This window comes from Streptomyces sp. NPDC057682 (genome assembly GCF_042799575.1).
Classification (GTDB): domain Bacteria; phylum Actinomycetota; class Actinomycetes; order Streptomycetales; family Streptomycetaceae; genus Streptomyces.
Genome location: NZ_JBHVIN010000018.1, coordinates 86,733 through 108,768, shown reverse-complemented (window position 1 = coordinate 108,768; position 22,036 = coordinate 86,733). Strand labels below are relative to the sequence as shown.

Annotated in this window: 16 protein-coding genes and 1 tRNA gene; 9 read left to right on the top strand and 8 right to left on the bottom strand. The window is 69.6% G+C overall.

Annotated elements, in window-relative coordinates; translation table 11 throughout:
• Nucleotides 1–50 precede the first annotated feature (50 nt).
• A complete protein-coding gene (locus ACFVDM_RS29595; RefSeq protein ID WP_383647102.1) occupies nt 51–2,801 on the top strand; it encodes a penicillin acylase family protein in 2,751 nt (916 codons plus the stop codon).
• A 180-nt stretch (nt 2,802–2,981) separates the two neighbouring features.
• On the opposite strand, the gene ACFVDM_RS29590 is transcribed toward ACFVDM_RS29595, so the two are convergent.
• Nucleotides 2,982–3,566, bottom strand: a complete 585-nt coding sequence (locus tag ACFVDM_RS29590; RefSeq protein WP_383647097.1) for a 5-formyltetrahydrofolate cyclo-ligase — start codon at nt 3,564–3,566, stop codon at nt 2,982–2,984.
• A gap of 107 nt (nt 3,567–3,673) precedes the next feature.
• On the opposite strand from ACFVDM_RS29590, the gene galU reads away from it, so the two are divergent.
• The 7 genes from galU (at nt 3,674) to ACFVDM_RS29555 (ending at nt 9,139) form a co-directional block, all read left to right on the top strand.
• Complete coding sequence (gene galU / locus ACFVDM_RS29585; protein ID WP_383647094.1) at nt 3,674–4,576, top strand: UTP--glucose-1-phosphate uridylyltransferase GalU; 903 nt, start codon at nt 3,674–3,676, stop codon at nt 4,574–4,576.
• A 4-nt stretch (nt 4,577–4,580) separates the two neighbouring features.
• Complete coding sequence (gene glp / locus ACFVDM_RS29580; RefSeq protein ID WP_383647090.1) at nt 4,581–5,891, top strand: gephyrin-like molybdotransferase Glp; 1,311 nt, start codon at nt 4,581–4,583, stop codon at nt 5,889–5,891.
• 123 nt (nt 5,892–6,014) lie between these two features.
• Complete coding sequence (gene moaC, locus ACFVDM_RS29575) at nt 6,015–6,515, top strand: cyclic pyranopterin monophosphate synthase MoaC (protein ID WP_383647087.1); 501 nt, start codon at nt 6,015–6,017, stop codon at nt 6,513–6,515.
• Nucleotides 6,512–7,030 carry a molybdenum cofactor biosynthesis protein B gene (locus ACFVDM_RS29570; protein WP_383647082.1) on the top strand — a complete coding sequence of 173 codons (519 nt, stop codon included), beginning with the start codon at nt 6,512–6,514 and terminating at the stop codon, nt 7,028–7,030. Before moaC ends, ACFVDM_RS29570 begins: the two co-directional genes overlap by 4 nt.
• 17 nt (nt 7,031–7,047) lie before the next feature.
• Nucleotides 7,048–7,707 carry a GNAT family N-acetyltransferase gene (locus tag ACFVDM_RS29565; RefSeq protein ID WP_383647079.1) on the top strand — a complete coding sequence of 220 codons (660 nt, stop codon included), beginning with the start codon at nt 7,048–7,050 and terminating at the stop codon, nt 7,705–7,707.
• A gap of 163 nt (nt 7,708–7,870) precedes the next feature.
• On the top strand, nt 7,871–8,968 hold the full coding sequence (glpR, locus tag ACFVDM_RS29560; RefSeq protein ID WP_383647075.1) for a gephyrin-like molybdotransferase receptor GlpR: 1,098 nt from the start codon (nt 7,871–7,873) through the stop codon (nt 8,966–8,968).
• Between the two features lie 97 nt (nt 8,969–9,065).
• A tRNA-Ala gene (locus ACFVDM_RS29555) sits at nt 9,066–9,139 on the top strand.
• A 236-nt stretch (nt 9,140–9,375) separates the two neighbouring features.
• On the opposite strand, the gene ACFVDM_RS29550 is transcribed toward ACFVDM_RS29555, so the two are convergent.
• The 5 genes from ACFVDM_RS29550 to ACFVDM_RS29530 all read right to left on the bottom strand — a co-directional run bounded on the left by ACFVDM_RS29550 (nt 9,376) and on the right by ACFVDM_RS29530 (nt 15,594).
• Nucleotides 9,376–10,986 (bottom strand): hypothetical protein, encoded by a 1,611-nt coding sequence (locus ACFVDM_RS29550; protein ID WP_383647069.1) that lies wholly within the window; start codon nt 10,984–10,986, stop codon nt 9,376–9,378.
• A gap of 206 nt (nt 10,987–11,192) precedes the next feature.
• The gene (locus ACFVDM_RS29545) at nt 11,193–12,500 is read right to left on the bottom strand and encodes a hypothetical protein (protein ID WP_383647064.1); all 1,308 of its coding nucleotides are present in this window, start codon (nt 12,498–12,500) and stop codon (nt 11,193–11,195) included.
• Nucleotides 12,501–12,717: 217 nt separating this feature from the next.
• A complete protein-coding gene (locus tag ACFVDM_RS29540) occupies nt 12,718–13,305 on the bottom strand; it encodes a hypothetical protein (RefSeq protein ID WP_383647057.1) in 588 nt (195 codons plus the stop codon).
• Between the two features lie 187 nt (nt 13,306–13,492).
• Nucleotides 13,493–14,728 (bottom strand): hypothetical protein, encoded by a 1,236-nt coding sequence (locus tag ACFVDM_RS29535; RefSeq protein WP_383647051.1) that lies wholly within the window; start codon nt 14,726–14,728, stop codon nt 13,493–13,495.
• On the bottom strand, nt 14,728–15,594 hold the full coding sequence (locus ACFVDM_RS29530) for a YwqG family protein (protein WP_383647044.1): 867 nt from the start codon (nt 15,592–15,594) through the stop codon (nt 14,728–14,730). Before ACFVDM_RS29530 ends, ACFVDM_RS29535 begins: the two co-directional genes overlap by 1 nt.
• Before the next feature lie 1,130 nt (nt 15,595–16,724).
• On the opposite strand from ACFVDM_RS29530, the gene ACFVDM_RS29525 reads away from it, so the two are divergent.
• Nucleotides 16,725–17,129 carry a hypothetical protein gene (locus tag ACFVDM_RS29525; protein ID WP_383647038.1) on the top strand — a complete coding sequence of 135 codons (405 nt, stop codon included), beginning with the start codon at nt 16,725–16,727 and terminating at the stop codon, nt 17,127–17,129.
• 50 nt (nt 17,130–17,179) lie between these two features.
• Here ACFVDM_RS29525 and ACFVDM_RS29520 read toward each other — a convergent pair whose 3' ends face one another.
• Nucleotides 17,180–17,941: an SMI1/KNR4 family protein gene (locus tag ACFVDM_RS29520; RefSeq protein ID WP_383647031.1), complete on the bottom strand. Its 762-nt coding sequence runs from the start codon at nt 17,939–17,941 to the stop codon at nt 17,180–17,182.
• Between the two features lie 157 nt (nt 17,942–18,098).
• Nucleotides 18,099–21,575, bottom strand: coding sequence for a hypothetical protein (locus ACFVDM_RS29515; RefSeq protein WP_383647025.1), 3,477 nt, complete (start codon nt 21,573–21,575; stop codon nt 18,099–18,101).
• Between the last annotated feature and the right edge of the window lie 461 nt (nt 21,576–22,036).

Below are 22,036 nucleotides of genomic sequence, written 5' to 3'. Positions count from 1 at the left end.
GCCTATGGTTGCTCCTGCACTCCCAGGACCCTGCCCCTCGAAGGACAGCGATGCCCGCCAACACAATCGCCTCTTCCGGCACCACCGGTACCGCCGGCGGTGGGACCGGCAAGAAGAAAGGGCGACGCGCCCGCCTGATCGTGATCGTGCTGGTCCTGGCGCTCGTCGCGGGCCTCGGTTACGGGACGTACTGGTCGGTGTCCACCGTGCGCGCCTCGTACCCGCAGACCAACGGGACGCTGAAGCTGCCCGGCCTCGACGCCAACGTCGAGGTGAAGCGCGACGGTTACGGCATCCCGCAGATCTACGCGGACTCCGACGCCGACCTCTTCCGCGCCCAGGGCTTCGTCCACGCGCAGGACCGCTTCTGGGAGATGGACGTCCGCCGTCATCTGACCGCGGGCCGCCTCTCCGAGATGTTCGGCTCCGGTCAGGTCGAGACGGACTCGTTCCTGCGCACCCTGGGGTGGCGCAAGGTCGCTCAGGAGGAGTACGACACCGTCCTGTCCGACGACACCAAGAAGAACCTCCAGGCGTACGCGGACGGCGTGAACGCCTACCTCAAGGGGCGCGACGGCGCGGACATCTCCGTCGAGTACGCCGCCCTCGGCCTCACCAACGACTACAAGCCCACCGAGTGGACGCCCGTCGACTCGGTCGCCTGGCTGAAGGCGATGGCCTGGGACCTGCGCGGCAACATGCAGGACGAGATCGACCGCTCGCTGATGACGAGCCGGCTCGACGCCGAGCAGATCGAGGACCTGTACCCGCCCTACCCGTACGAGAAGCACCGGCCGATCGTCGACCAGGGCGGGATCTCGCCGGTCACCGGGAAGTTCGACCCCGAGGCGAAGCCGTCCTCCGGCACCGGCTCGGCCACCGCGCAGGGTGCCGTCGAGGGCCTGACCTCGCAGCTCGGCTCGCTCTCCGACACCCTGGACCAGATCCCCGCCCTGCTCGGCCCGAACGGCACGGGCATCGGCTCCAACTCCTGGGTCGTGTCCGGCAAGTACACGACCACCGACAAGCCGCTGCTGGCGAACGACCCGCACCTGGCCCCGCAGCTGCCCTCGCTCTGGTACCAGATGGGGCTGCACTGCCGCGCCGTCTCGGACGCCTGCACGTACGACACCGCGGGCTACACGTTCTCCGGCATGCCCGGCGTGATCATCGGCCACAACCAGGACATCGCCTGGGGCTTCACCAACCTCGGCGCCGACGTGACCGACCTCTTCCTGGAGAAGGTGTCCGAGGACGGCTACCTGTACGACGGCAAGACCAAGCCGTTCACCACCCGCGAGGAGACCATCAAGGTCGCCGGCGGCAAGGACCGGCACATCACCGTCCGCGAGACGAACAACGGCCCCCTGGTCTCCGACCGCAGCTCCGAACTGGAGAAGGTCGGCCAGAAGGCACCCGTCACCAACGCGGCGCCCGACCGCGCGGACGGCTACGGAGTGGCACTCCGCTGGACCGCGCTCGACCCCGGCCACTCCATGGACGCCGTCTTCGAGCTCAACCGCGCCAAGGACTTCACCACCTTCCGGGCGGCCGCCGCCCACTTCGAGGTCCCCTCGCAGAACCTGATCTACGCCGACACCAAGGGCCACATCGGCTACCAGGCACCCGGCAAGATCCCGGTCCGCAAGTCCGGCGACGGTTCGATGCCCAGCCCCGGCTGGTCCTCCTCGTACGGCTGGAAGAAGGACCCGATCCCCTTCGACGAGCTGCCCTACGAGTACGACCCCGAGCGGGGCTACATCGTCACGGCCAACCAGGCGGTCATCGACAAGGACACCTACCCCTACCTGCTCACCCAGGACTGGGGCTACGGCAGCCGCAGCCAGCGGATCAACGACCTCATCGAGTCGAAGATCAAGGGCGGCGGCAAGATCTCGACCGAAGACATGCAGAAGATGCAGATGGACAACACCAGCGAGATCGCCGCGCTGCTGGTGCCCGAGCTGCTGAAGATCAACATCTCGGACAAGCACGTCCGCGAGGCGCAGAAGCTGCTGGAGGGCTGGGACTACACCCAGGAGGCCGACTCGGCCGCCGCCGCCTACTTCAACGGGGTCTGGCGCAACATCCTCAAGCTGGCCTTCGGCGACAAGCTGCCCAAGGAACTGCGCGTCGAGGGCGAGTGCCTGAACGTGCCCCCGGCCAAGAGCTCCGGACCGGTCGACGAACAGAAGAAGCTGGTCCGCGAGTGCGGCAAGCGCGCCCCCGACTCGGCCCAGCCGGACGGCGGCGACCGCTGGTACCAGGTCGTGGCCGACCTCATGGACAAGCCGGACAGCGCGTGGTGGAAGACCCCGGCGAACCGCAAGGACAAGGCGACCGACAGCCGCGACGAGCTGTTCGCCCGCGCCATGGAGGACGCCCGCTGGGAGCTGACCGCCAAGCTCGGCAAGGACATCACCACCTGGAGCTGGGGCCGCCTGCACCAGCTGACCCTGAAGAACCAGACCCTCGGCAAGGAGGGCCCCGGACTGCTCCAGCGGCTCCTCAACCGCGGCCCCTGGAACCTGGGCGGCGGCGAGGCCGCGGTGGACGCCACCGGCTGGAACGCGGCGGGCGGCTACGAGGTCGTCTGGGTCCCGTCGATGCGGATGGTCGTCAACGTGGGGGACTGGGACAAGTCCCGCTGGATCAACCTGACCGGTGCCTCCGGTCACGCCTTCAGCGCCCACTACACCGACCAGACCGACAAGTGGGTCAACGGCGAACTGATCGACTGGTCCTTCGGGACCAACGCGGTGGCGAGCTCCACGAAGGACACGCTGACGCTGAAGCCGTAGTCATCGACCGGAGCAGCGCTCTTGATCGGAGCGCTGCTCCGGAGGTGGGGCGCTGATCACTGATCGGAGCACTGCTCACATTTTGGGCACCCATCCCGAACCGGAGCGCCGATCGCCGATCGGAGCACCGCTCGCATTCCGGGCACTGATCCCAAACCGGAGCACCGCTCTCATCGGATGTCAGTGCTCGGCGAATCGCCGGGCGCCGGACGGTGTGACCACGGCGTCCACGGGGTGGTCGTGCGGTTCCTCGGGGACCCGCGCGGTCACCTCGTCGTCGTAGAGCAGGACGACCAGCGCCGGATGGGCCCCGGCGGCGGCCAGCCGGGCGAGCACCCGGTCGTAGCTGCCGCCGCCCCGGCCGAGCCGCATTCCGCGCTCGTCGACGGCGAGCCCCGGCAGCAGCACGGCGTCGGCGGCCAGCACGGCATCGGCGCCGAGTCGGGTGCCGGAGGGCTCCAGCAGTCCGCGGCCCGCCCGTTTCAGTCGCTCCGCACCCTCGTAGGGCGCCCAGTCCAGGTCGTTGTCCGGCAGGAGTACCGGGAGAAGGACGCGGACGCCCCGGGCGCGCAGGGTGTCCAGCAGGGCGCGGGTGCCCGGTTCGCGCCCCACCGAGACATAGGCGGCGACGGTCCGGGCCCCGGCCAGCTCCGGGAGTTCGGGGGCCCGGCGGGCGAGGGCCTCGGCGGCCTCCGCCACCTCCTCGGGGGTCAGGCGCCCGCGTGCGGCGAGCAGTTCACGCCGCAAGAGCGCCTTTGCGGACATGTCGGAGTTCAACGGGGCACCTCCGTGCCGTACGTACAGACATATATGAGTACAAAGTTAACCGGAGACTCATCTTCCGCCCATGTGCCCCGGATATGGTTCTGCGCATGACCCAGTCGAACCCCAGGATCAGCAAGGCCGTCATCCCGGCGGCGGGCCTCGGGACCCGCTTCCTGCCGGCCACCAAGGCCACTCCCAAGGAGATGCTGCCTGTCGTCGACAAGCCTGCCATCCAGTACGTCGTCGAAGAGGCGGTCGCCGCCGGGCTCACCGACGTCCTGATGATCACCGGTCGCAACAAGCGTCCTCTGGAGGACCACTTCGACCGGAACTACGAGCTGGAGTCGGCCCTCACCCGCAAGGGGGACGGGGAACGGCTGCGCAAGGTCCAGGAGTCGAGCGACCTCGCCACCATGCACTACGTCCGCCAGGGCGACCCGCGCGGCCTCGGGCACGCGGTCCTGTGCGCGGAACCGCACGTCGGCGACCAGCCGTTCGCGGTTCTGCTCGGCGACGACCTGATCGATCCGCGCGACCCGCTGCTGACGCGGATGGCCGAGGTCCAGGAGCGCGAGGGCGGCAGCGTGATCGCCCTGATGGAGGTCCCGTCCGCCCTGATCCACCAGTACGGCTGTGCGGCCGTGGAGCCGACCGCAGAGGCCGACGTCCTGCGGATCACCGGCCTGGTCGAGAAGCCCGAACCGGCCGACGCGCCCAGCAACCTGGCCATCATCGGCCGCTATGTCCTGGACCCCGCCGTCTTCGGGATACTGCGCAGGACCGAGCCGGGCCGGGGCAACGAGATCCAGCTGACCGACGCGCTGCAACTGCTCGCGGCGGACGACAAGGTCGGCGGCCCGGTCCACGGCGTCGTCTTCCAGGGCCGCCGCTATGACACCGGCGACCGGAGCGACTACCTCCGTGCCATTGTCAGACTCGCGTGCGAACGTGAGGACCTGGGCCCGGACTTCCGGACCTGGCTGCGCAGTTATGTCACGGAGGAGATGTAGGACCTTGAGCAGCACGATCTGGTCGGTGGACGAGCATCTGGACGACATCCTCGCCGCGGTGAGGCCGCTCGAACCCATCGAGCTGCAACTGCCCGAGGCCCAGGGCTGCGTCCTGGTCGAGGACGTCGTGGTGGAGATCGCCCTGCCGCCCTTCGACAACAGCTCGATGGACGGGTACGCGGTCCGGATCGCCGATGTCGCGGGCGCGAGCGAGGAGTTCCCCGCCGTGCTCACCGTCGTCGGGGACGTCGCGGCGGGCGACGCCGGACTGCGGGACGGGCGCCGGCTCGGGCCGGGGGAGGCCGCCCGGATCATGACGGGCGCCCCGCTGCCGGAGGGCGCCGAGGCGGTGGTCCCGGTGGAGTGGACCGACGGCGGTACGGGCGGCGGTCCGGCCGCCACCATGCGCGCCCACAGCGACGCGCCGGAGGACGCGGCCGGTGAGGTGCGGGTGCACCGCCCCGTGGAGGCGCGGGCCCATGTCCGGGACCGGGGCAGCGACGTGCGCCCCGGCGATCTGGCGCTGCGCGCCGGCGCCGTGATCGGGCCGCCGCAGATCGGGCTGCTCGCCGCGATCGGCCGCTCCACGGTGAAGGTGCGGCCCCGGCCGCGCGTCGTGGTGATCTCCACCGGCAGCGAGCTGGTGCAGCCCGGCGAGGAGCTGACCGGCGGCCGGATCTACGACTCCAACAGCTTCGCCCTGACGGCCGCCGCGCGCGACGCCGGAGCGATCGCGTACCGGGTGGGCGCCGTCACCGACGACGCGGACGAACTGCGCGCCACCATCGAGGACCAGCTGATCCGCGCCGACCTCGTGGTCACCACGGGCGGCGTCAGCGTCGGCGCGTACGACGTGGTCAAGGAGGCGCTGTCCTCGGTGGGCGACGAGGACGGGCCGGGCGGCAGCGTGGACTTCCGCAAGCTGGCCATGCAGCCCGGCAAACCGCAGGGCTTCGGTGCCATCGGCCCCGACCACACCCCGCTGCTGGCGCTGCCGGGCAATCCGGTCTCCAGTTATGTCTCGTTCGAACTGTTCGTCCGTCCCGCGATCCGCACGCTGATGGGCCTGCCCGATGTCAGCCGCCCCACCGCGCGGGCGGCCCTGGACACCGGGAAGGCCCTGTCCTCGCCGTCCGGCAAGCGGCAGTTCCTGCGCGGGACGTACGACGCGGAGGCCGGCACGGTCGCCCCGGTCGGCGGTTCCGGATCGCATCTGATCGCCGCGCTGGCCCAGGCGGACGCGCTGATCGTGCTGCCCGAGGACGTCACCTCCGCGGAGCCCGGCGCGGACACCGAGGTGATCCTGCTCCGCTGACCGCCGCCCGGTGGCGGTACGGTGTCTGCCGCTGTGCCGTCCGGGGACACCCCCCGGACCCCGGACCGCACCCGGTGCGGCCCCGGGGCCACCGGCGCCCCTACCCGCTAGGCGGACTTGGTTTTGAGTACGCAGAACAGGCTGACGCACATCGACGAGGCGGGCGCCGCCCGTATGGTCGACGTCTCGGCGAAGGACGTCACCGCGCGCGTCGCCCGCGCCAGCGGCCGGGTCCTCGTCTCGCCGCGCGTCATCGAACTGCTCAGGGGCGAGGGCGTCCCCAAGGGCGATGCCCTCGCCACCGCGCGCATCGCCGGGATCATGGGGGCCAAGCGCACCCCGGATCTCATCCCCCTCTGCCACCCCCTCGCCGTCTCCGGTGTCACGGTCGACCTGTCCGTGGCCGACGACGCCGTCGAGATCACGGCGACCGTGAAGACCACGGACCGCACCGGGGTGGAGATGGAGGCCCTGACCGCGGTGTCGGTGGCCGGACTGACCGTCGTCGACATGATCAAGGCCGTGGACAAGTCGGCCGTCATCACCGATGTCCGGGTCGAGGCGAAGTCGGGCGGCAAGTCCGGCGACTACCGCCGTCCCGCCTCCGGCGGAGCGGACGCGTGAGCGCCCCGGAACCGGCCGCGGGCGGCTACCGCGCCCTCGTGGTGACCGCCTCGAACCGTGCCGCGGCCGGGGTCTACGCCGACAGGGGCGGACCGCTGATCGCCGAGGCGCTGACCGGGCTCGGCTTCGCCGTCGAGGGGCCGCGCGTGGTCCCGGACGGGGATCCGGTGGCCGAGGCGCTGCGGACCGGGGTGGCCGAGGCGTACGACGTCGTCGTGACCACCGGCGGCACCGGCGTCTCGCCCACCGACCGCACGCCGGAGGCGACCCGCTCCGTCCTGGACTACGAGGTGCCCGGCATCCCGGAGGCGATCCGCGCCGAGGGCCGCGACAAGGTCCCGGCGGCGGCGCTGTCCCGGGGCGTGGCGGGCGTGGCCGGGCGTACTCTCATCGTCAATCTGCCCGGTTCCACGGGCGGGGTGCGCGACGGCCTCGCGGTGCTGGAACGTCTGCTGGTGCACGCCGTCGACCAGTTGCGCGGCGGCGACCACCCTCGACCGGGGAGCCCGAGCTGAACGTCCCGACCTGGCCGGTGATCCTGGTGGACGGCGATGTCGCCCTCCGGCCGATAAAGGTGCGCGACCAGCGCGTGTGGCGCGAGGTCAACCGGCGCAACCGGGACTGGCTGCGGCCCTGGGAGGCGACCGTGCCGCCGCCGGCCCCGGGCGGTCCGGTGGCGCAGCGTCCCACGTACCGTCAGATGGTCCGTCATCTGCGGTCCGAGGCCAACGCGGGCCGGATGCTGCCGTTCGCGATCGAGTACCAGGGGCGGCTGGTCGGGCAGTTGACCGTCGCGGGGATCACCTGGGGCTCGATGTGCTCGGGGCATGTGGGCCACTGGGTGGACCAGGCGGTGGCCGGGCGCGGGGTGATGCCGACCGCGGTGGCGCTCGCCGTGGACCACTGTTTCCAGGTGGTCGGACTGCACCGGATCGAGGTGTGCATTCGTCCGGAGAACGGGCCGAGCCGCCGGGTGGTGGAGAAACTCGGATTCCGCGAGGAGGGGCTGCGTCCCCGTTATCTCCACATCGACGGTGCGTGGCGTGACCACCTCATCTACGCGCTCACCGCGGAGGAGACCCCGGACGGGCTGCTGCGGCGATGGCACAGGTCGCGGCAGCAGCGGCCGGCGGGTGCGCAGGGTCCGCAGGACCCGCGGGGGCCGCAGGGGCCGGATCAGGCCACGGAATAAAATAAGTGTTCGAATTTGATCGAGTGATGACCGCTAAGGTGCAGGCAAACACCGACTGTTGATCCGAACAATCACAAAAAAAGTCCGTGATATCAGCCGGATCGTGCGACACACCGCGCCAATTGGCGGATGCCTCCACTCAAACCCCTCTACGGTGTGAGATGTGAGCAGCAGCGGCCTCATCTACGCAGTCATTGTCGGGGCCTGGGCCGCCTACTTGGTGCCGATGTGGCTCCGCAGGCAGGACGAGCTGAACGAGGCGCGTCCGACGGAACGCTTCAGCACCGCCATCCGGCTGCTGTCCGGCCGGGCGGCGATGGAGCGCCGTTACGCCAAGGAGCTGCGGGGGCGCACCGAGGAGGAGGCGGCGCCCGACGCCGACCCGGACGAGATCACGGACTCCCTGGACTCCGTCGACGTCCGGGCCTTTTCCGCGCCCCCGGCGCACACCGAGCTACGGGTGCACGACCCGGCTCGTACGCCGGAGCGCACTCCCTCGGGGCGCGCGGGACGCAAACGTCAGGGACGCCCCGCCGGCATCGACGCGGAACGGGCCCGGCGCGCCCAGCGCCTCCAGGTCCTCGCCCGCCGCCGGCGCACCACCGTGCTCCTCTTCCTCGCCTTCACGCTCGGCGCGATCGTCGCGGCCGTCGGCGGACTCCGCTTCCTCTGGGCCCCCGCGGTCCCCGCGGTGCTGCTGAGCACGTACATCGTGCATCTGCGCGCCCAGGAACGGCGCCGGTTCGCCTTCACCATGGACCGCCGCCGCGCCGAGGTCGCCGCCCAGCGGCTGCGCGAGAACCGCCCCCGCCGCCACCAGCCTGCCTCCGCCCCCGTCGAGACCGACGAGGACGCCGAGACGCGCCACCCCGCCCCCGAGCCCACCCCTGCGGTCTCCCCGCAGGAGGCGGGCCGCCGCGCCCTGGTCGAGCAGACGGACCACGCGGAGTGGGTCGACCAGCAGCGCGAACGCGGCCGGGCCCAGGGCGACAGCTGGGAGCCCGTCCCCGTCCCCCTGCCGACCTACGTCACCGCCCCCGTCGCCCCCCGCGCCACCGGCGGCGTCGAGGTCGGCAACCCGGAGACCTGGAGCGCCGCCCGCTCCTCCTCCGCCGAACCCACCCCTCAGCCCTCCGCCGCCCCCGTGGACCCGGCCCCCCGCCAGCGCTCCACCCCCTCCCGCCGCTCCCGCGAACGCGGCCGCACCCCCCTCTTCGACCAGTACGACGAGGGCGACCGCCCCCGCGCCGCCAACGAGTGACCCCCGGCCCCCGCCGCCGCGACGCCGCCACGGCTGACCAGCGCGGAACGGATTTCCGACCACCCCGTGGAGGGTGCTAGAGTTTCACTCGTCGCAAGGGCCTGTGGCGCAGTCTGGTAGCGCACCTCGTTCGCATCGAGGGGGTCTGGGGTTCAAATCCCCACAGGTCCACTGCAACGACTGTTCTTGAGTTAGCTCGGGAACGGTGACGGGATCCCGTCCGATCGCAAGATCGGGCGGGATCTTCGTCGTTTCGGGGGTCGTTCGATGCCTGTTCGGGGTGGTGGATGGCGGCGTATCGGTTCTGGCGGGTTGCTCGGCAGGTGCCTGGCCGCTGCCGGGGCATGCGAACCGGCCCCGGTCGCCCGGGGCTGGTGATGGTGCTGTGCGGCTGTGACGCTGCCCGATCAGAGGCTGGCCGGCGGGTGCCGCCCCATGTCGAGTGGTGTGGGGGCGGAAGACGAGTCGCGACCTGGGGCAGCCGGAATGGAATCGAAGTCGGCGTCGGAAAGGCGGCTGCCGGTTCGCTCGTAGAGCCAGGTTTCCAGGATGTCCAGGTTTCCGATGGCCAACATGATCGCGATCAGGATCGTCTGGGCCACCTGGCCGGGTGCTCGGCGGTGCATCGGGTTGCCGATGTCCATGTAGGCGCCCTTGAGGCGGCCGTTGAGGCCCTCGTTGTGGGAGCGGATCGGCTTGTAGATCCGCTCCCAGGTGGGGCTGAGGTAGTGGCTGTCCTGCCGGAACTTGGCGTTCTTCAGGTCTCCGGCCGCGTCGGCGGGGACGCTGATCGCGGAGGCCCCGCAGATGGCGGGCAGCGCCTCCTTGCCGGGAGGGTCCGCCCATTCTCTGTCAGGGAGCTGGATGGTCGGGCGAGCCGAGGCGTGGGTGGCGCGGGAGCGGAGATCCGCCAGTTTGAGCACGGTCTGAGGCGGGCCCGAGGCGGTCGGTCGAGTAGGGCGGAGGCGTTCTCGGCGTGGACAGTTCACCGAAGGGGATGGTCCGGCCGCCGGGCATTGCAGGCGCACGGTTCCACGGGCGTCGGCGTTCTGCTTGAGCTTGAGGAAGTAGGGCAGCCGCTCGGCGACCACCGGCTTCAAGTCGTCGAGCCGTCGGCGGAAGGTCTTGTCGTCCATGCCATGAGTGGCCTGAGCCAGGGCGTTGGGGATGTGTGGGCAGGCGAGGGAGCCGTCGATCAGTACGGCTCCTTGCCAGCTGCCCTGGATACCGCGGTCGGCCGCCTTGTAGTCCAGAGCGAGGCGGTAGCCGAGTCGGCGTACGGGGATCTGGAAGTTCTCCGGCGAACAGCCGGTGTAGGCGCGATCTGCGGCACAGGTGCCTGTTGGCAGCCGAAGCTCGGCGATGTGCTTCAGCATGGTGACCGCGTTCTCGCCCGTACGGACGGTTGGAGTGTCCAGGCTGAGGCCGAGGCAGAGCTGCGGGTAGGAGGGCGCGCGGCGGCCCTTCGCGGCTCCTTCGCCTGTGCGGGAGTGGGCGGCGACGAGCAGGCTTGCGCTGTAGCCGAAGATGCCCTTGTCGGAGCCGCCGCTGAAGTGCCAGCCAGCGGTGATCTCGACGGACGCCGTGCCCGAGTAGTCGCTGTCGGGCTTGGCCAGAACTGGGATCGAGGTGGCGTCCACTCCCACGTCACCGGCCCAGTGCCGCATGTATCCGCGTTGCTGTGCCAGCCGGACCGGGACCAGTACGAGGTCGTTCGCCAGCCTTTGGAGCCGGTTCGCGGCCGTGCGGCCGGCAGCCTCCTCCCAGACAGCGGAGTGGATGTCAGCCTCCGCTTGGTCCAGGCGCCGGCGCCGGTCGCATCGTGCCGGGTCGAGTGCGGTGGTGATCCGGTCCAGCCCTCGGTAGAGGCGACGACTGGCAGCTATGCACGCGCGTGCCGTGGACGGCGGCAACTCGGGGATACCGAGCCAGGCGCGGGCTGCGGGCTGGAGACGGAAGTGCAGGATCTGCCAGGCGTCGGAGACCGTGGCTCGGCCCGTGTAGTACACGGCGAGCATCAGGCCCGCCAGTACGGTCCTCGGCCGTACGCCTGGTGGCCCGGGGCGGCCTCGCAGCATATCTTCCAGCTGTTGGGGCAGGCCGGAGCGGTCGAGGACAGACAGCAGCTGGCCGACCTTGGAGTCGGGGATCTCGGTGAGCCTTCCAGGACGCAGTCGTGGCCGCGCATGGCGGGCGGCCAGCTGGTCGGCTTCAGGCCGCGCCCTCACGAGCGGCGGCCGCGCAGCAAGCGGATCACCTTCGCCCTGGGCAGTGGGGGCACCCAGTGGTGGTAGCCCGCCAAACCGGCAGGGGAGGCCATGCCTGCGGCAGAAGCGACCGCCTCCGGACTGATGCCCTCGGAAGGCCGGCCGACGATCCACGTCGACCGCAACCGCCGAGCGGAGAGCGGCGGCAGACCCGCATGAGGCCGATGGCGGGCAGGCCAGGAAGAGACGAGGTTCTTGGCTGCGGTGACCTTCCGTCCCGGCCTGAAGAGGAACCCGGTTCCGGAGGTCTCTGCCAACTCGGCCAGCGTGCCTTCCCAGTCGGAGTGACACGCCACGAGCCGGCCGAGCATCTTCTCCTCCAGCACCGCGACCCCACCAGAAGTGACGCGAACGTGGCTGCCTCGCATGGGCGGGACCTCACCCGGCATCAGGCCGCACCCGGCTCCGAGCGCCATGAGCGCGAGGCCGTCGAGTCGAGCCTGGTCCGGCAGATGATTCGCCCAATCCCGCAGGCGCGCCAGCTCCCCGGTTTCATAAGGCGGCTGCGGCGTACGGGGCGAGGAAAGTCGAGCCGGAGGGGCCTCTCCGCGCTGGACCCAAACCAGGGCTTCCCGGGCCCGCCGCAGCCAGGTCCGGTAGGTCAGCACCGTCGAGTCCTTCACCGCCACGCAGCCCGACAGGATGAACGCGTCGATCGTCTCGGTCCGCAGCCAGGTTCCCGGGTCGCGCGGCAGTCCGCTCCGGTCCGCCCAGACCGCAATTCGGCCGATCACGTGCAGCAGATGCTCCGCCGCGTAGCAGGTGGCCGGAAATGTCGCCGCCACGGTGGCTCTCACCAGCTCGGCGACCGGCGCCCACTGCCGATACGGCAGCCGGGGCCGGTAGTCGCGGATCTTGCTGGAGACCTCCGGATTCAGTGTCACAGACCAACAAAACCGGCTGGACAAGCAGCCAGTGAAGACGTCGAAGGCGATCTTCACGGAAAGGAGTGCATCGACATGGTCGGAGGTTTGGCCCGTAAGACCGCGCCGAGAAACCTTGCCCGCGATCCGGAATCCTGGCCCGACTCCGCCGTCGACGATGTTGCCGCCAGGGTCGTCCAGGCCATCGCTCGCGCGCTCGCGCTCGCCCTGGAGCGCGACAAGCGAAGTCTGCGGCAGGTCTCTACGGGATCCTGCGTCAACCGTCAGGCCATTGCCGACCTGCTCGCCGGCCGGTGCTGGCCGGACGTCGTCACCGTTGCCCGCCTGGAAGATTTCCTCGCTGCCCCGCTGTACCCGCGGGACGGAATGCGCAGTACGCATGAAAATCGGCCTTCCCGTTCCCAGGGAAACCCGTCTCAGGAAACGACGAAATAGGCCACGCGCCCCCGAGGCGAGGCGGATTGCTCTAGCCTCGGGGATGCGTGAGCCACTACGAGGGTCCACGTCATAGGTTCCGAAGAGGGTCCAAGCTCAACGGAGCCCGTCCCCTTCTCCCCGCAATGGGAGGAGGGGACATCTCATGTTCGGGGCGGCGTCGTCAGGCCTCCCCTCCCTGCGATTCCGTGACCCGACGGGCGGCGAAGGCGCCGACCGGGTGCTCCACGGCACGGCCGTTCTTCACCAGCCGCTTGCACGTCGCGCGGGTCGTCTCGATGGGCGCCCGCCCGACGTCGCCCTTGGTCGGGCGCCCAAGGGCCTCTGTGATGTCCTTGACCTTCATCGGCCGTCCGGCGCCCACGAGGATCTGCTCGACCGCCTGCATCAACTGCCCGGACGGCGACCGTGAAGGCCCGCTCTGCCCGGCACGCGTCTCCTCTGGCGGCTTGCTCGGTTCCGACTCGTCGCCGGCGGACGCATCGCCGTCCTCGTCCTCCGCGTCAGCTTCCTGCTGGGCACTTTGATCGTCCTCGGACGACGCCGAGCGACCCGCGAGGAGCTCGGTGAGAGCTTCGCTCAGCTGATCGCGAGTGCTCGCGTACTTTGCCGCCTCGACTCGGAGGTCCGCGAGCTCTGCTTCGAGCTCCGAGATCCGCGCCAGCGTCCGATCAGTCTTGCCGGAGTAGATCTCAACAGCCGTCCGCAACCCGGGAGCCGCATCCGGCTCGCCCGCCCCTGTGAAGTCCATCCGCCCCTCCTCGGCCCTCCCGTACGACAGGACAACGGCAGTCATCGTAGGGAATGCCAGTCGTGCCCGGCAGCCAAATGGCCAACGAAGTCTGGCAGTTGAGGCACGACGAAGCATGAGCCTGATGTCTGGCGCCCCTGACCTGCGTGTCTGCGACGCCAGTCGTAATGCTTAACATCGTCAACAGTTACGGCAGATCAGGCTCTGCCACGATTCCTGACGCCACGTCTTCGAGGACGAGGCCCGGAAGGATGGCCAGACCCAGACTCTGAAGATCCACGTTCGGGCTGGCTGCCTTCTCTGCAACGCGGGGCGACCAGGAGGCCAGCCCGTCCAGTGCAGGTACCAAGCCTTCTCGGTCGTCACTGAGCAGGGCTGTCACGAGCGACACGACATCGGCGCGGGAGCTGCCTGCTGGAGTCGGGAGAACGGCTAGCCCTGAGAGTGCGCGCTGGTCACGAGAGCCACAGAGCGCCGTGAGGGCGGCGAGGGCGAATCGGACGGCATCGCTCTCGTCCTCCCAGTGGGACAGCAGTCTCGGCAACTCGCTGCCGATGGCCCGCCGTGTCAGGTACTCAGCTGCAGACTCCTCCCAGGCACCCCCGAGTGCGGTGATGCGATCGGCCAGGGAGACCTCTGCAGCAGGCCCCGAAGCAGCAAGCCGCAACAGGTCGCCGAGCAGAACCAGCCGGCTGCCGGGCGCGACGCTGTCGTCGCAGACCAGCTCCATGAGGAACGGGACAGCCTCGGCGGTGGTGTCGGTGCAGGTGCCTTGGTGGGCCACGGCATCCGCGAGATCGCCGAGGAACTCGCCCGTTGACCCGTAGGGCGCGCCGAACGCGAACTCCTCATCAAGCAGCCACCCCACGGCATCCGGAGCATCCTCCCCGCTGCCGTACATCCGCTCTGCGACCGCCACCACGGCCTGGACTAGCACTGCGGGCTCACCGACCTCAATGCACTTCCACGGCGGACCGGCCGGAGGCCGCGCGGGATCCTCGGGCAGAGGACTCGGAAGGGCGACATCGGCGCCGGACTGCTCATGGACCAGGCCGTCCCGTGGGAAGACTCCTTCGAGAGTCGCAGCATGCCCCTCGCTGCACCCCTGCTGAAATCCCGCGTGGGCACGGGCCACGCCGGCCACCCGAATCCGTTCACTCCGGAAGAACGGCTCGAGAGCCATGCGCTCGTACCCGCTGTAGACGGCCAGCGAGAAGAGCTGCCACCACCCCTCCAGCTCCGGGTCCATCGACGGCTTTCCGTACCAGAAGCTCGACGGAACGAACCGGAAGTGATCGTGGACGCGCACTGCCGTCAGACGGTGGCCCATCCCGGAAAGCTCGGCTGCGGCGGCGCGGGCAGCGTCCTCACTCGGCAGGCTCAGCGTGTACTGGACTCCCCAAGCGGGGGGTGCCGCGCTCATCAGCTGCACTGCCAGGTGAACATCGCCCGCTCGAAGCGCCGCGCGGCCAGATCTTCCGGGCGGATCAGCCAGTACAGGGCTCCGGCATCGCCCCACATCATGTCCGCGGCGTCCTCGCTGTCGAACTGGGCCAGCAGCACCCAGTTGCCCGCCTCCTCTGACAGCCGAGGGTCCTCCCAGGACACTTCGCCGTCCAAAACCGCCTCCGCGATCTCGATCTCCACAGGGTTCTGCACCGAGTGAGCGTGGCCGCCGATCTGATGCCCCACCTCCTCGTCGAACTCCCACAGCGCCTCGAGGAACCCCTGCGAGCAGACGGGATGGTCGTACCGATTCCCCAGCGGGGCGCCTGGGGCGAAGACGGCCCGGACGGATGGATGCCAGGGCTCGGTCGCAGTCATCTCCACCCGAGCGGTCAGTGGTACCACCGGGTACGGCTTGAGCCCAGCAGGCGCCCCACGCTCTGACACCTCCTCGTCGGCCCCCACGCAGAGCACGCGGGCGCCCGCCCAGCTCTCCCGGTCCTCAGCAAGAACGAGAGCATCGCCATCGTCCAACTGCCCATCGAAGTAGAAGAACAGCAGCGTCCCCGCCGCGGGCAGATCGATGTCCAGCGCAGCCACCTGGAGGCGCGTGCAGTCGAGCGAGGCTATGAAGGAGAGCGGGCCGTGTCCATCCCACATCGGCCACGCTGAGGTGACCGGTAGCGCCGGGAGTCCACCGAGCTGCCCGATTGCGTCGCCGGAATTGACCGCTGCTTCCAGACGAATGCCAGGCCGAAGCAGACAAGCCCAGTTCTCGGCTACCTCGGGCGACAGATACTGCAGGGCGAGAGAACGAAGGGCATCTCGGGAACCGTGTGTCATGCGCCCGATCATCCAGGGCACCACCGACAACCGTCCCTGCAGCCCACGGTTCAGCCTCCGGCCGACTTGGTCTGAGAGGTACGGGCCGGCAGTGGCAGGGCCTCACATCAGCAGCCCACCGCCCTCCCCGCATTCACCGTGGACCACCCGCTGCCACGCCGGGGACGGCACGTCTGCCACCAGCAATGTGTTCAGAGCGTCAGTGCCCTGATCTCTGACGAGGTCGGATGCTTCTTCCTCCACGGGAAAGTCACCTTGAAGAGCGTCGCAGTGCAAGCAGCCGTTGCTCAGGTACCTCCCACCCATTGTGGAGCTCCAGCGGGGCTTGATCGAGTCCGCAAGGGGTGTGAATCCGAGCTCCGCCAGCAGCTCCTTCACCCATACCCGCGAGGCTTCGTCGACCGTCCTCGGCCAGCGATCAGTGGAGGTCGGACGACACGGGTACAAGCCCACCACGCAGGTGGTGACTTCGCCGCACTTCCAGCACGGGCGGTCCATGGTCAGTACGCGCAAGGGGATCGTTGCCGCGGAGCCTGCCGGCACCACGTCCGGAATCCACGGCTCAGTTCCGAACTGGTCGCTCTCGTCCCAGCGCTCGTGCCGGAATGCGACTTCCTGGCACACAGGACACCGAGCTCTCCGCTTGCCGTCATCGCAAAGAGTCAGCACTGCTGCTCCTGCTGCGACCTGGACGGAGCAGTCCATGCATGTGCCGGCAAACCGGTTCGCCTCTCCCCGAAGGGGGCGATCACGCGGTTGCTCTCCGGCCAACGACGTAGCGTCCCCACGGGCTGGACGCCCCAGACCCGGCTCGGGAGCGTCGGTTTTGCAGTACACCTGCCATTTATCCCTGAGCCGAATGCGAACGCCAGCACCGGGCTGCACGTACTGGGAGCAATGATCGGCTGCGCAGACACCCCCGTACCTGTTCGTTGGCAGTTGACTCAACTCGATCTCCTCCTTATCTGGGACGCCCTGCCGGAGTCGCTCGTGGACACCTCCGGGCTCGCTGCTGCTGTCAGTGGCCTCTGCCAGGATGCAGAACGTGCTCCCCACTGCCGCCCGAAGACCAGCTCAGCCTGATTTGACCCACCACAAACCGCTACTTGAGCCCTATACGGAAGGCCGCCATGAGTTGGGATGTGCTCCTCCTCCGCCTGCCCGACAACGTCACTTTGGTCCAGGAGATCCCAAACGACCACACCCCGCCTCCGCTTGGCCACCGCCACGACGTGCTGGGTGCCATCGCCCAGACCATCCCTGAAGCCGATCTCTCGGACCCGACCTGGGGCCAGCTTCTCGGACCCACCTGGTCCATGGAACTCAACATCGGCGAGGAGGACCCAGTGGACTCGATCATGATCCACATCCGGGGCTCGGGCGACGACGTGCTCCCGCCCGTCTTCCGCCTCGCTGACGTCTTGGGCTGCGGGGTCTTCGACTGCGCCGAAGGGGACCTGATCACCGCAGAGCAGACATCGGACTGGCACGGATTCCAGAAGTTCCGCGACCACGTGCTCGACTCTTCTCGTTGACCTCTTTTCGGCTGGTCGTGCGAGTGTCACCGCATCCCAGCCGTACGGAGTCAGAAGGGCAGTTCGTCCACCGCAGTTGGTTCCGTGCCCTGCCACTGGGCCCACCGACCGGGGATGGCAGCGCAGGTTGTCGCAAGGTGGCTCAGGTGTTTTCCTCGAACGTGCAGCCAGCTGTGAGGCGCCAGTCCGTCCTGTCGTAGAAGGAGACCGGGAGCGGAGTACCAGCGGACCGGAGACTCGTCGTCGCCCGTCCACATGGGGTAGTCAGGGAGGGCCACTCGCTCAAAGAGCTCCGCAACCGAGTCCATCGCGTCGGCTGGCAACTCGCAGGCGTTGTAGAGCTGCCCGTTGCCGAACAGTGCCTCGGACAGCACGAGCTCGACGCACGCCAGCGAAACCCGGTCCATGAAGGGCCGCCAACCGTCTCGCGACTGGACGACAACAGGCGGGTCGCATTCCTTCAGGTCGCTCAGGCGTACGCCCCAGAAAGCGCACCCTTGGTTCTCGCTCCGGAAGACCAGCACCCCTCCGAGATCCTGGTGCACGAACAGACCTGGTGGGGGCAGCATTGGATCCTGGTACGCGAAGAGGTCGGGGCGCCTGCCCATGAGGAGGTACGCCTCTCGTAGCGCAGTGGGGAGCGGCAGGCCGAGGCGCGCTTCGACCTGCTGAAGGTCAATCTCGGCGACACCATCACCCGCAGTCAGGGGTGTGTACCAGTCGGCGGCAAAGGCGCGAATGAACTCCCATGCCTGCGACCGGTCCGACACACCGCTCTCAAGGGCCTCAGCCACATCGAAGTTACTCACCATGCGGTGACCGTACCCACCACGCTGACGAGGTGGGGAACGATCACGTGGCTGCTTGGAAAGAATCACCGGCTGAAGTGTTGCGCTGCTGGTCAGCGGTACTCGTGAACACCCACTGTGACGACTGCCGCGTCTCACAACTCGCCGAGGGTTCTCAGCCTTACTCATCCACGGCGCCCTCAAGGAAGTCGTGGTGGCGGGCGAGGGCTTGGCCGAGCTCCGTGCGGCCTGGGGTACCAGGCTGGGAGGTCTGCCACAGGGTGACGCCCGCGTTTTTGATCTCCGCAGTGCGGTACGACGCGATGGTGGAGTCGTCGGGGTCCTTTGCGGCCACGAGGACCGCGAGGATGTGGTGGGCGGCTTCGAGGTCCGGGCGTCGTGTCGCGCGCCGTGCTACGGCGGTGATGTGGGTGATGTCCGTGGTGCGCTCAAGGGTCTGGGCGGTCAGATCCAGCCACACCGCATCGTCCAGGGCTGCGGCATGGGCGAAGTTCCCGGCGCCGCGCAGGTGGCCGGCCGAGCCGGGGACGTCGAGCGCGAGGACACCGCGCCACAGGTCCACCCCCTGCTCGACGTCCACTGCGTTCTCCGGTGTGGCGGTGCGGGGCAGGAGACGTTCGGCTTCGCCCAGCAGGCGGGAGATCGCCGCCGGGCCGCCGTCGCGGGCGGAGAGGAGGGCGAGGAACTCAGGACGGCCGCCGAGGGTTGCCGGCTTGGCCAGCAGCAGGGCCGCGCAGTATGGCCAGAGCGTGGCGTTCTTCGTACCGTCCCCGCTGGTGCGGCTCAGGTAGACGGCGAGCTGGACCGGGTCGAGGCGCTGCAGGATCCGCATGCCCTCGGGGCGGAGGCTCCTCTGAGCGTTGATCCCGAGGACCGCGGGCGAGACCGCCTTGTCGAGGTCGAAGAGAGCTGCCTGGTGTCGGTCGACCCAGCGGGATGCGTGCTGGATCAAGGCGGGAAGATGGTGGCCGATGACCGCCAGGGCGCGGTCGTCAGTTCCCTCGTCGAGGATGTCGTCGAGAAGGGTCTCGACGGCCACCGTGAGCTCGGCCGGGGCGTAGACGAAAGTCAGACCGTGTCGGATGAGGGCGTCCAGCGCGAGGCCGCCGATCTCCTGGTGTGCGGCCGACAGCGGGTCGGCCTCCGAGGTGGTCGGCTCGGTCCACGCGGTGACGGCTGTCTCCAGCCAGGCGGTGAACGTAGCCGCGATATCCCCGAGGTCGATTCGGTGTGTCCATGCCTCGCTCAGCGCCAGGCACAGCGTGAGCTGTGCCTGCATCTGGACCGAGGCCCCGACACCGGGCGCGCTGAGCAGGTCCCACAGTGCTGCGGTGACGGCCCTCGTGGTGGCCTCGTGGTCCGGGAGCGGGCACGGGTCGGCGGTGAGCGGGGTGCGCAGCGCGGCCAGGTAGGCCTGCTGCAGGGCGGGGTCCGCGAGACCGGCGACGACTGCGGGGACGTCGGTGGCCCACAGGGCCGGGTCGGTGGCGACGAGCCGGCCCAGCACGGTCAGGGCATAGTCCAGGGACAGGGATCCGGTCCGCTGCCGATCCAGCAGGAGCGCGGCGGCTGCCGGTGCGCCGTGGTCGGTGGCGACGGGCGCGAGGTCCTTGGTGGCGGCGGTGAGGGTGTCGAGGTAGGGGACGAACTGAAAGCGCGGCAGCGGCTTGGCCGGAGCGGTCCCGATCAGGTCGGTCACCGCGTCGACGGCAGGCTGCCACGGGGCGAGCACCGGTGCCGGCAGGACCGGGGAGAGCGACCACACCGCGTCCCAGCCCCGTGGGGCGTTCCAGTCGGCGAGGGCGCGGCGGCCCGCGTCGAGGTCGGCCCCGGTCGGGGCGACGCCGAGTCCTTGTGCGAGCTCCGCCTCCACTGCGGGCAGGGTATCGGGCGGGCAGCGGTCGAGGGCGGCAGCCACCAGGTCGAAGGTGTCGGCGCCAACCATCTTGACGTCACCGAGGCGCGTCAGGAGGCCGCGGGCGGCCGTGAGCCAGCTCTGGGAGGCCTCGGAGTCGTCGTACTGCTGAGGGACGGTCTCCAGCAGGTGGGCGGCCAACACGCGGTCCGCCCATCGGGACGGTCCCGGGAGGCCTGGCCATCCAGCGGTGCGCTGCGCCAGGGGGACGCCGTGCTGGAACTCGGTCCGGGCGAAGTCGAGGCGGGCTCGGACCGCGATCCGGGTGGCGGACGGGCCGAAGTCGTCGGCCGAGACCACCTGGCGCAGATCGTCCGCCATGTCGAGGGCCGCCTGGTCCGATTCGGAGTTCACGGCGGCATCGACGACCGCATTCATGGCGCTGCGTACGGCCCGCACCACGGCCGCCTCCCCAGCGCCGTCCGGGCAGTATGCGGAGCGTTGGAGGTCCGCCAGCTGCGCCTGGAGCTCCCAGTACTGCCCGGCAGAGTGGTCCACCACGTACAGCAGCACCCGCTTGGCCACTTCTACCCAGTCGACGTCCCGCTCGTCGGCCGGGACGTCGACCAGCCACACAACCAGCTGAGGCCACAGCGCCTCCACGGTGCCGTCCTTGCACACGACGGTCCGCACCTCGGGGGCGGAAGCACCGCCGATGGCGCCAGCCACCCTCAGGAGACCGGCCAGCACGGCCGGGTCCGCGTCGGTGAAAGCGCCTCGGTGCTTCCTGAGCCACTCCAGTACCCGCCGCGGGTCCGCCTGCGCGACGCGCTCCAGGTACGGACGGGCCGGCCACCGGCCCGCTTCGGGCAGAAGCCGATTGGTGTTGACCAGGTCGAGCCAGGCGGGGCTCACGGCGTTGGCGAAGAACCACCTGATCGCGCGTGGCTGGTGGATCGCGGCCACCGCGGCGGCGTCCGCCGCGCTCGGCGCCTCGTTGCGGGTGAGTGAGACCAGCAGCGGGGCCAGGGCGGGCAGGTCGAGCAGGAGCTGCTCTACGTGCGCCAGGAAGTTGGAGACCAGGCGTCGGGTGCTCGCCTCGTCCTCGGCCCCGCCGCCGTGGAGACTGCCGGAAGTACGCCCGTAGAACTTCGACCAGGCTCGGAACGCCTCCTCTTCGCCGGGCCCAGGGGCGGTGCCGTGGTACCGATTAGTGAGGTGTGCCACCTGACGCGGCCGGAACTTGCCGGCGTTCACCTCCCGCGCGTAGTAGGCCCACGCGTCCCGCAGGCCGGCGAGGCCGTCCGGCCGGGCGGCTGCTTCGGCTGCTCCTGAGGCCTGGCGGGCTTGCCGTACGCGGCGCAGGGTCTCGATGATCGCCCGTTGGTCATCCCCGGCGGCGGGCAACGTGCTCAGTCCCTCGGCCAGGTCCAGGAGCTCGCGGACCCCCTCGTACTCCGCCCGGGGGTCGGCTGGGACCGGCAGCCGGCCGTCAGGGATGTGGATCAGCCGCTGAACGCCCGCTCCAAGGCCGGCCTTCTGCTCCAGGACATCCGGCACGTCGGCGGCATCGAGTGCGACGAGCAGCTTGTCCAGAGGGGCCTGCCCCTGCTTGCCAGCCTGTTTGAGGAGGGCGGCGACTTCCGTGTTGACCTGTTCCTGGGCTGCGCGTGGGCCCTCGAAGTCCTCCCCGGCTTCCTTGAGGAGTGCATCCAGTGCTGACCGGCAAGACGCCAGGACCGTCTCGAGCGGCCTGGGCCACCGGTCGAGCTCCTCCAGCAACTGCAGGGCCGTGCGCAGGTGATCCAGCGCCCGCTCGCCGTTGGCTCCGAGCGCAGTAAGGGCATCCGCAGTGCGGGAGCCGTCTGCTAGCCGGGACCGGTCAACTTCCGCGCCAGGGGCGCCATTCGGTATCACCGGGTCACGCTAGCAGCGCTTGGAGTTCCCCATCCTCGCCCCTGTGTCTGAACAGCGGAGGTCGTCTGGTCGTGATTGGTTGGGAAACGATCTCCGTCGACTTGGGGAGCGATCTTCGTGAGCCTCTGGCGGGCCTGGTCAGACACACTCGTGAACACCCCACTGCAACGAACGTTCTTGAGTTTGCTCAGGAGGGTTCATGAGATCCCGTCCGATCTGATTGATCGGGCGGGATCTCCGCGTTTCCGGGGTCTGTTTGAGGCGAGTCCAAACGAGGTTGTTGCTGGGGACGGGTGTCTGGCGGTCGTGCGGATCTCCGGACCTCT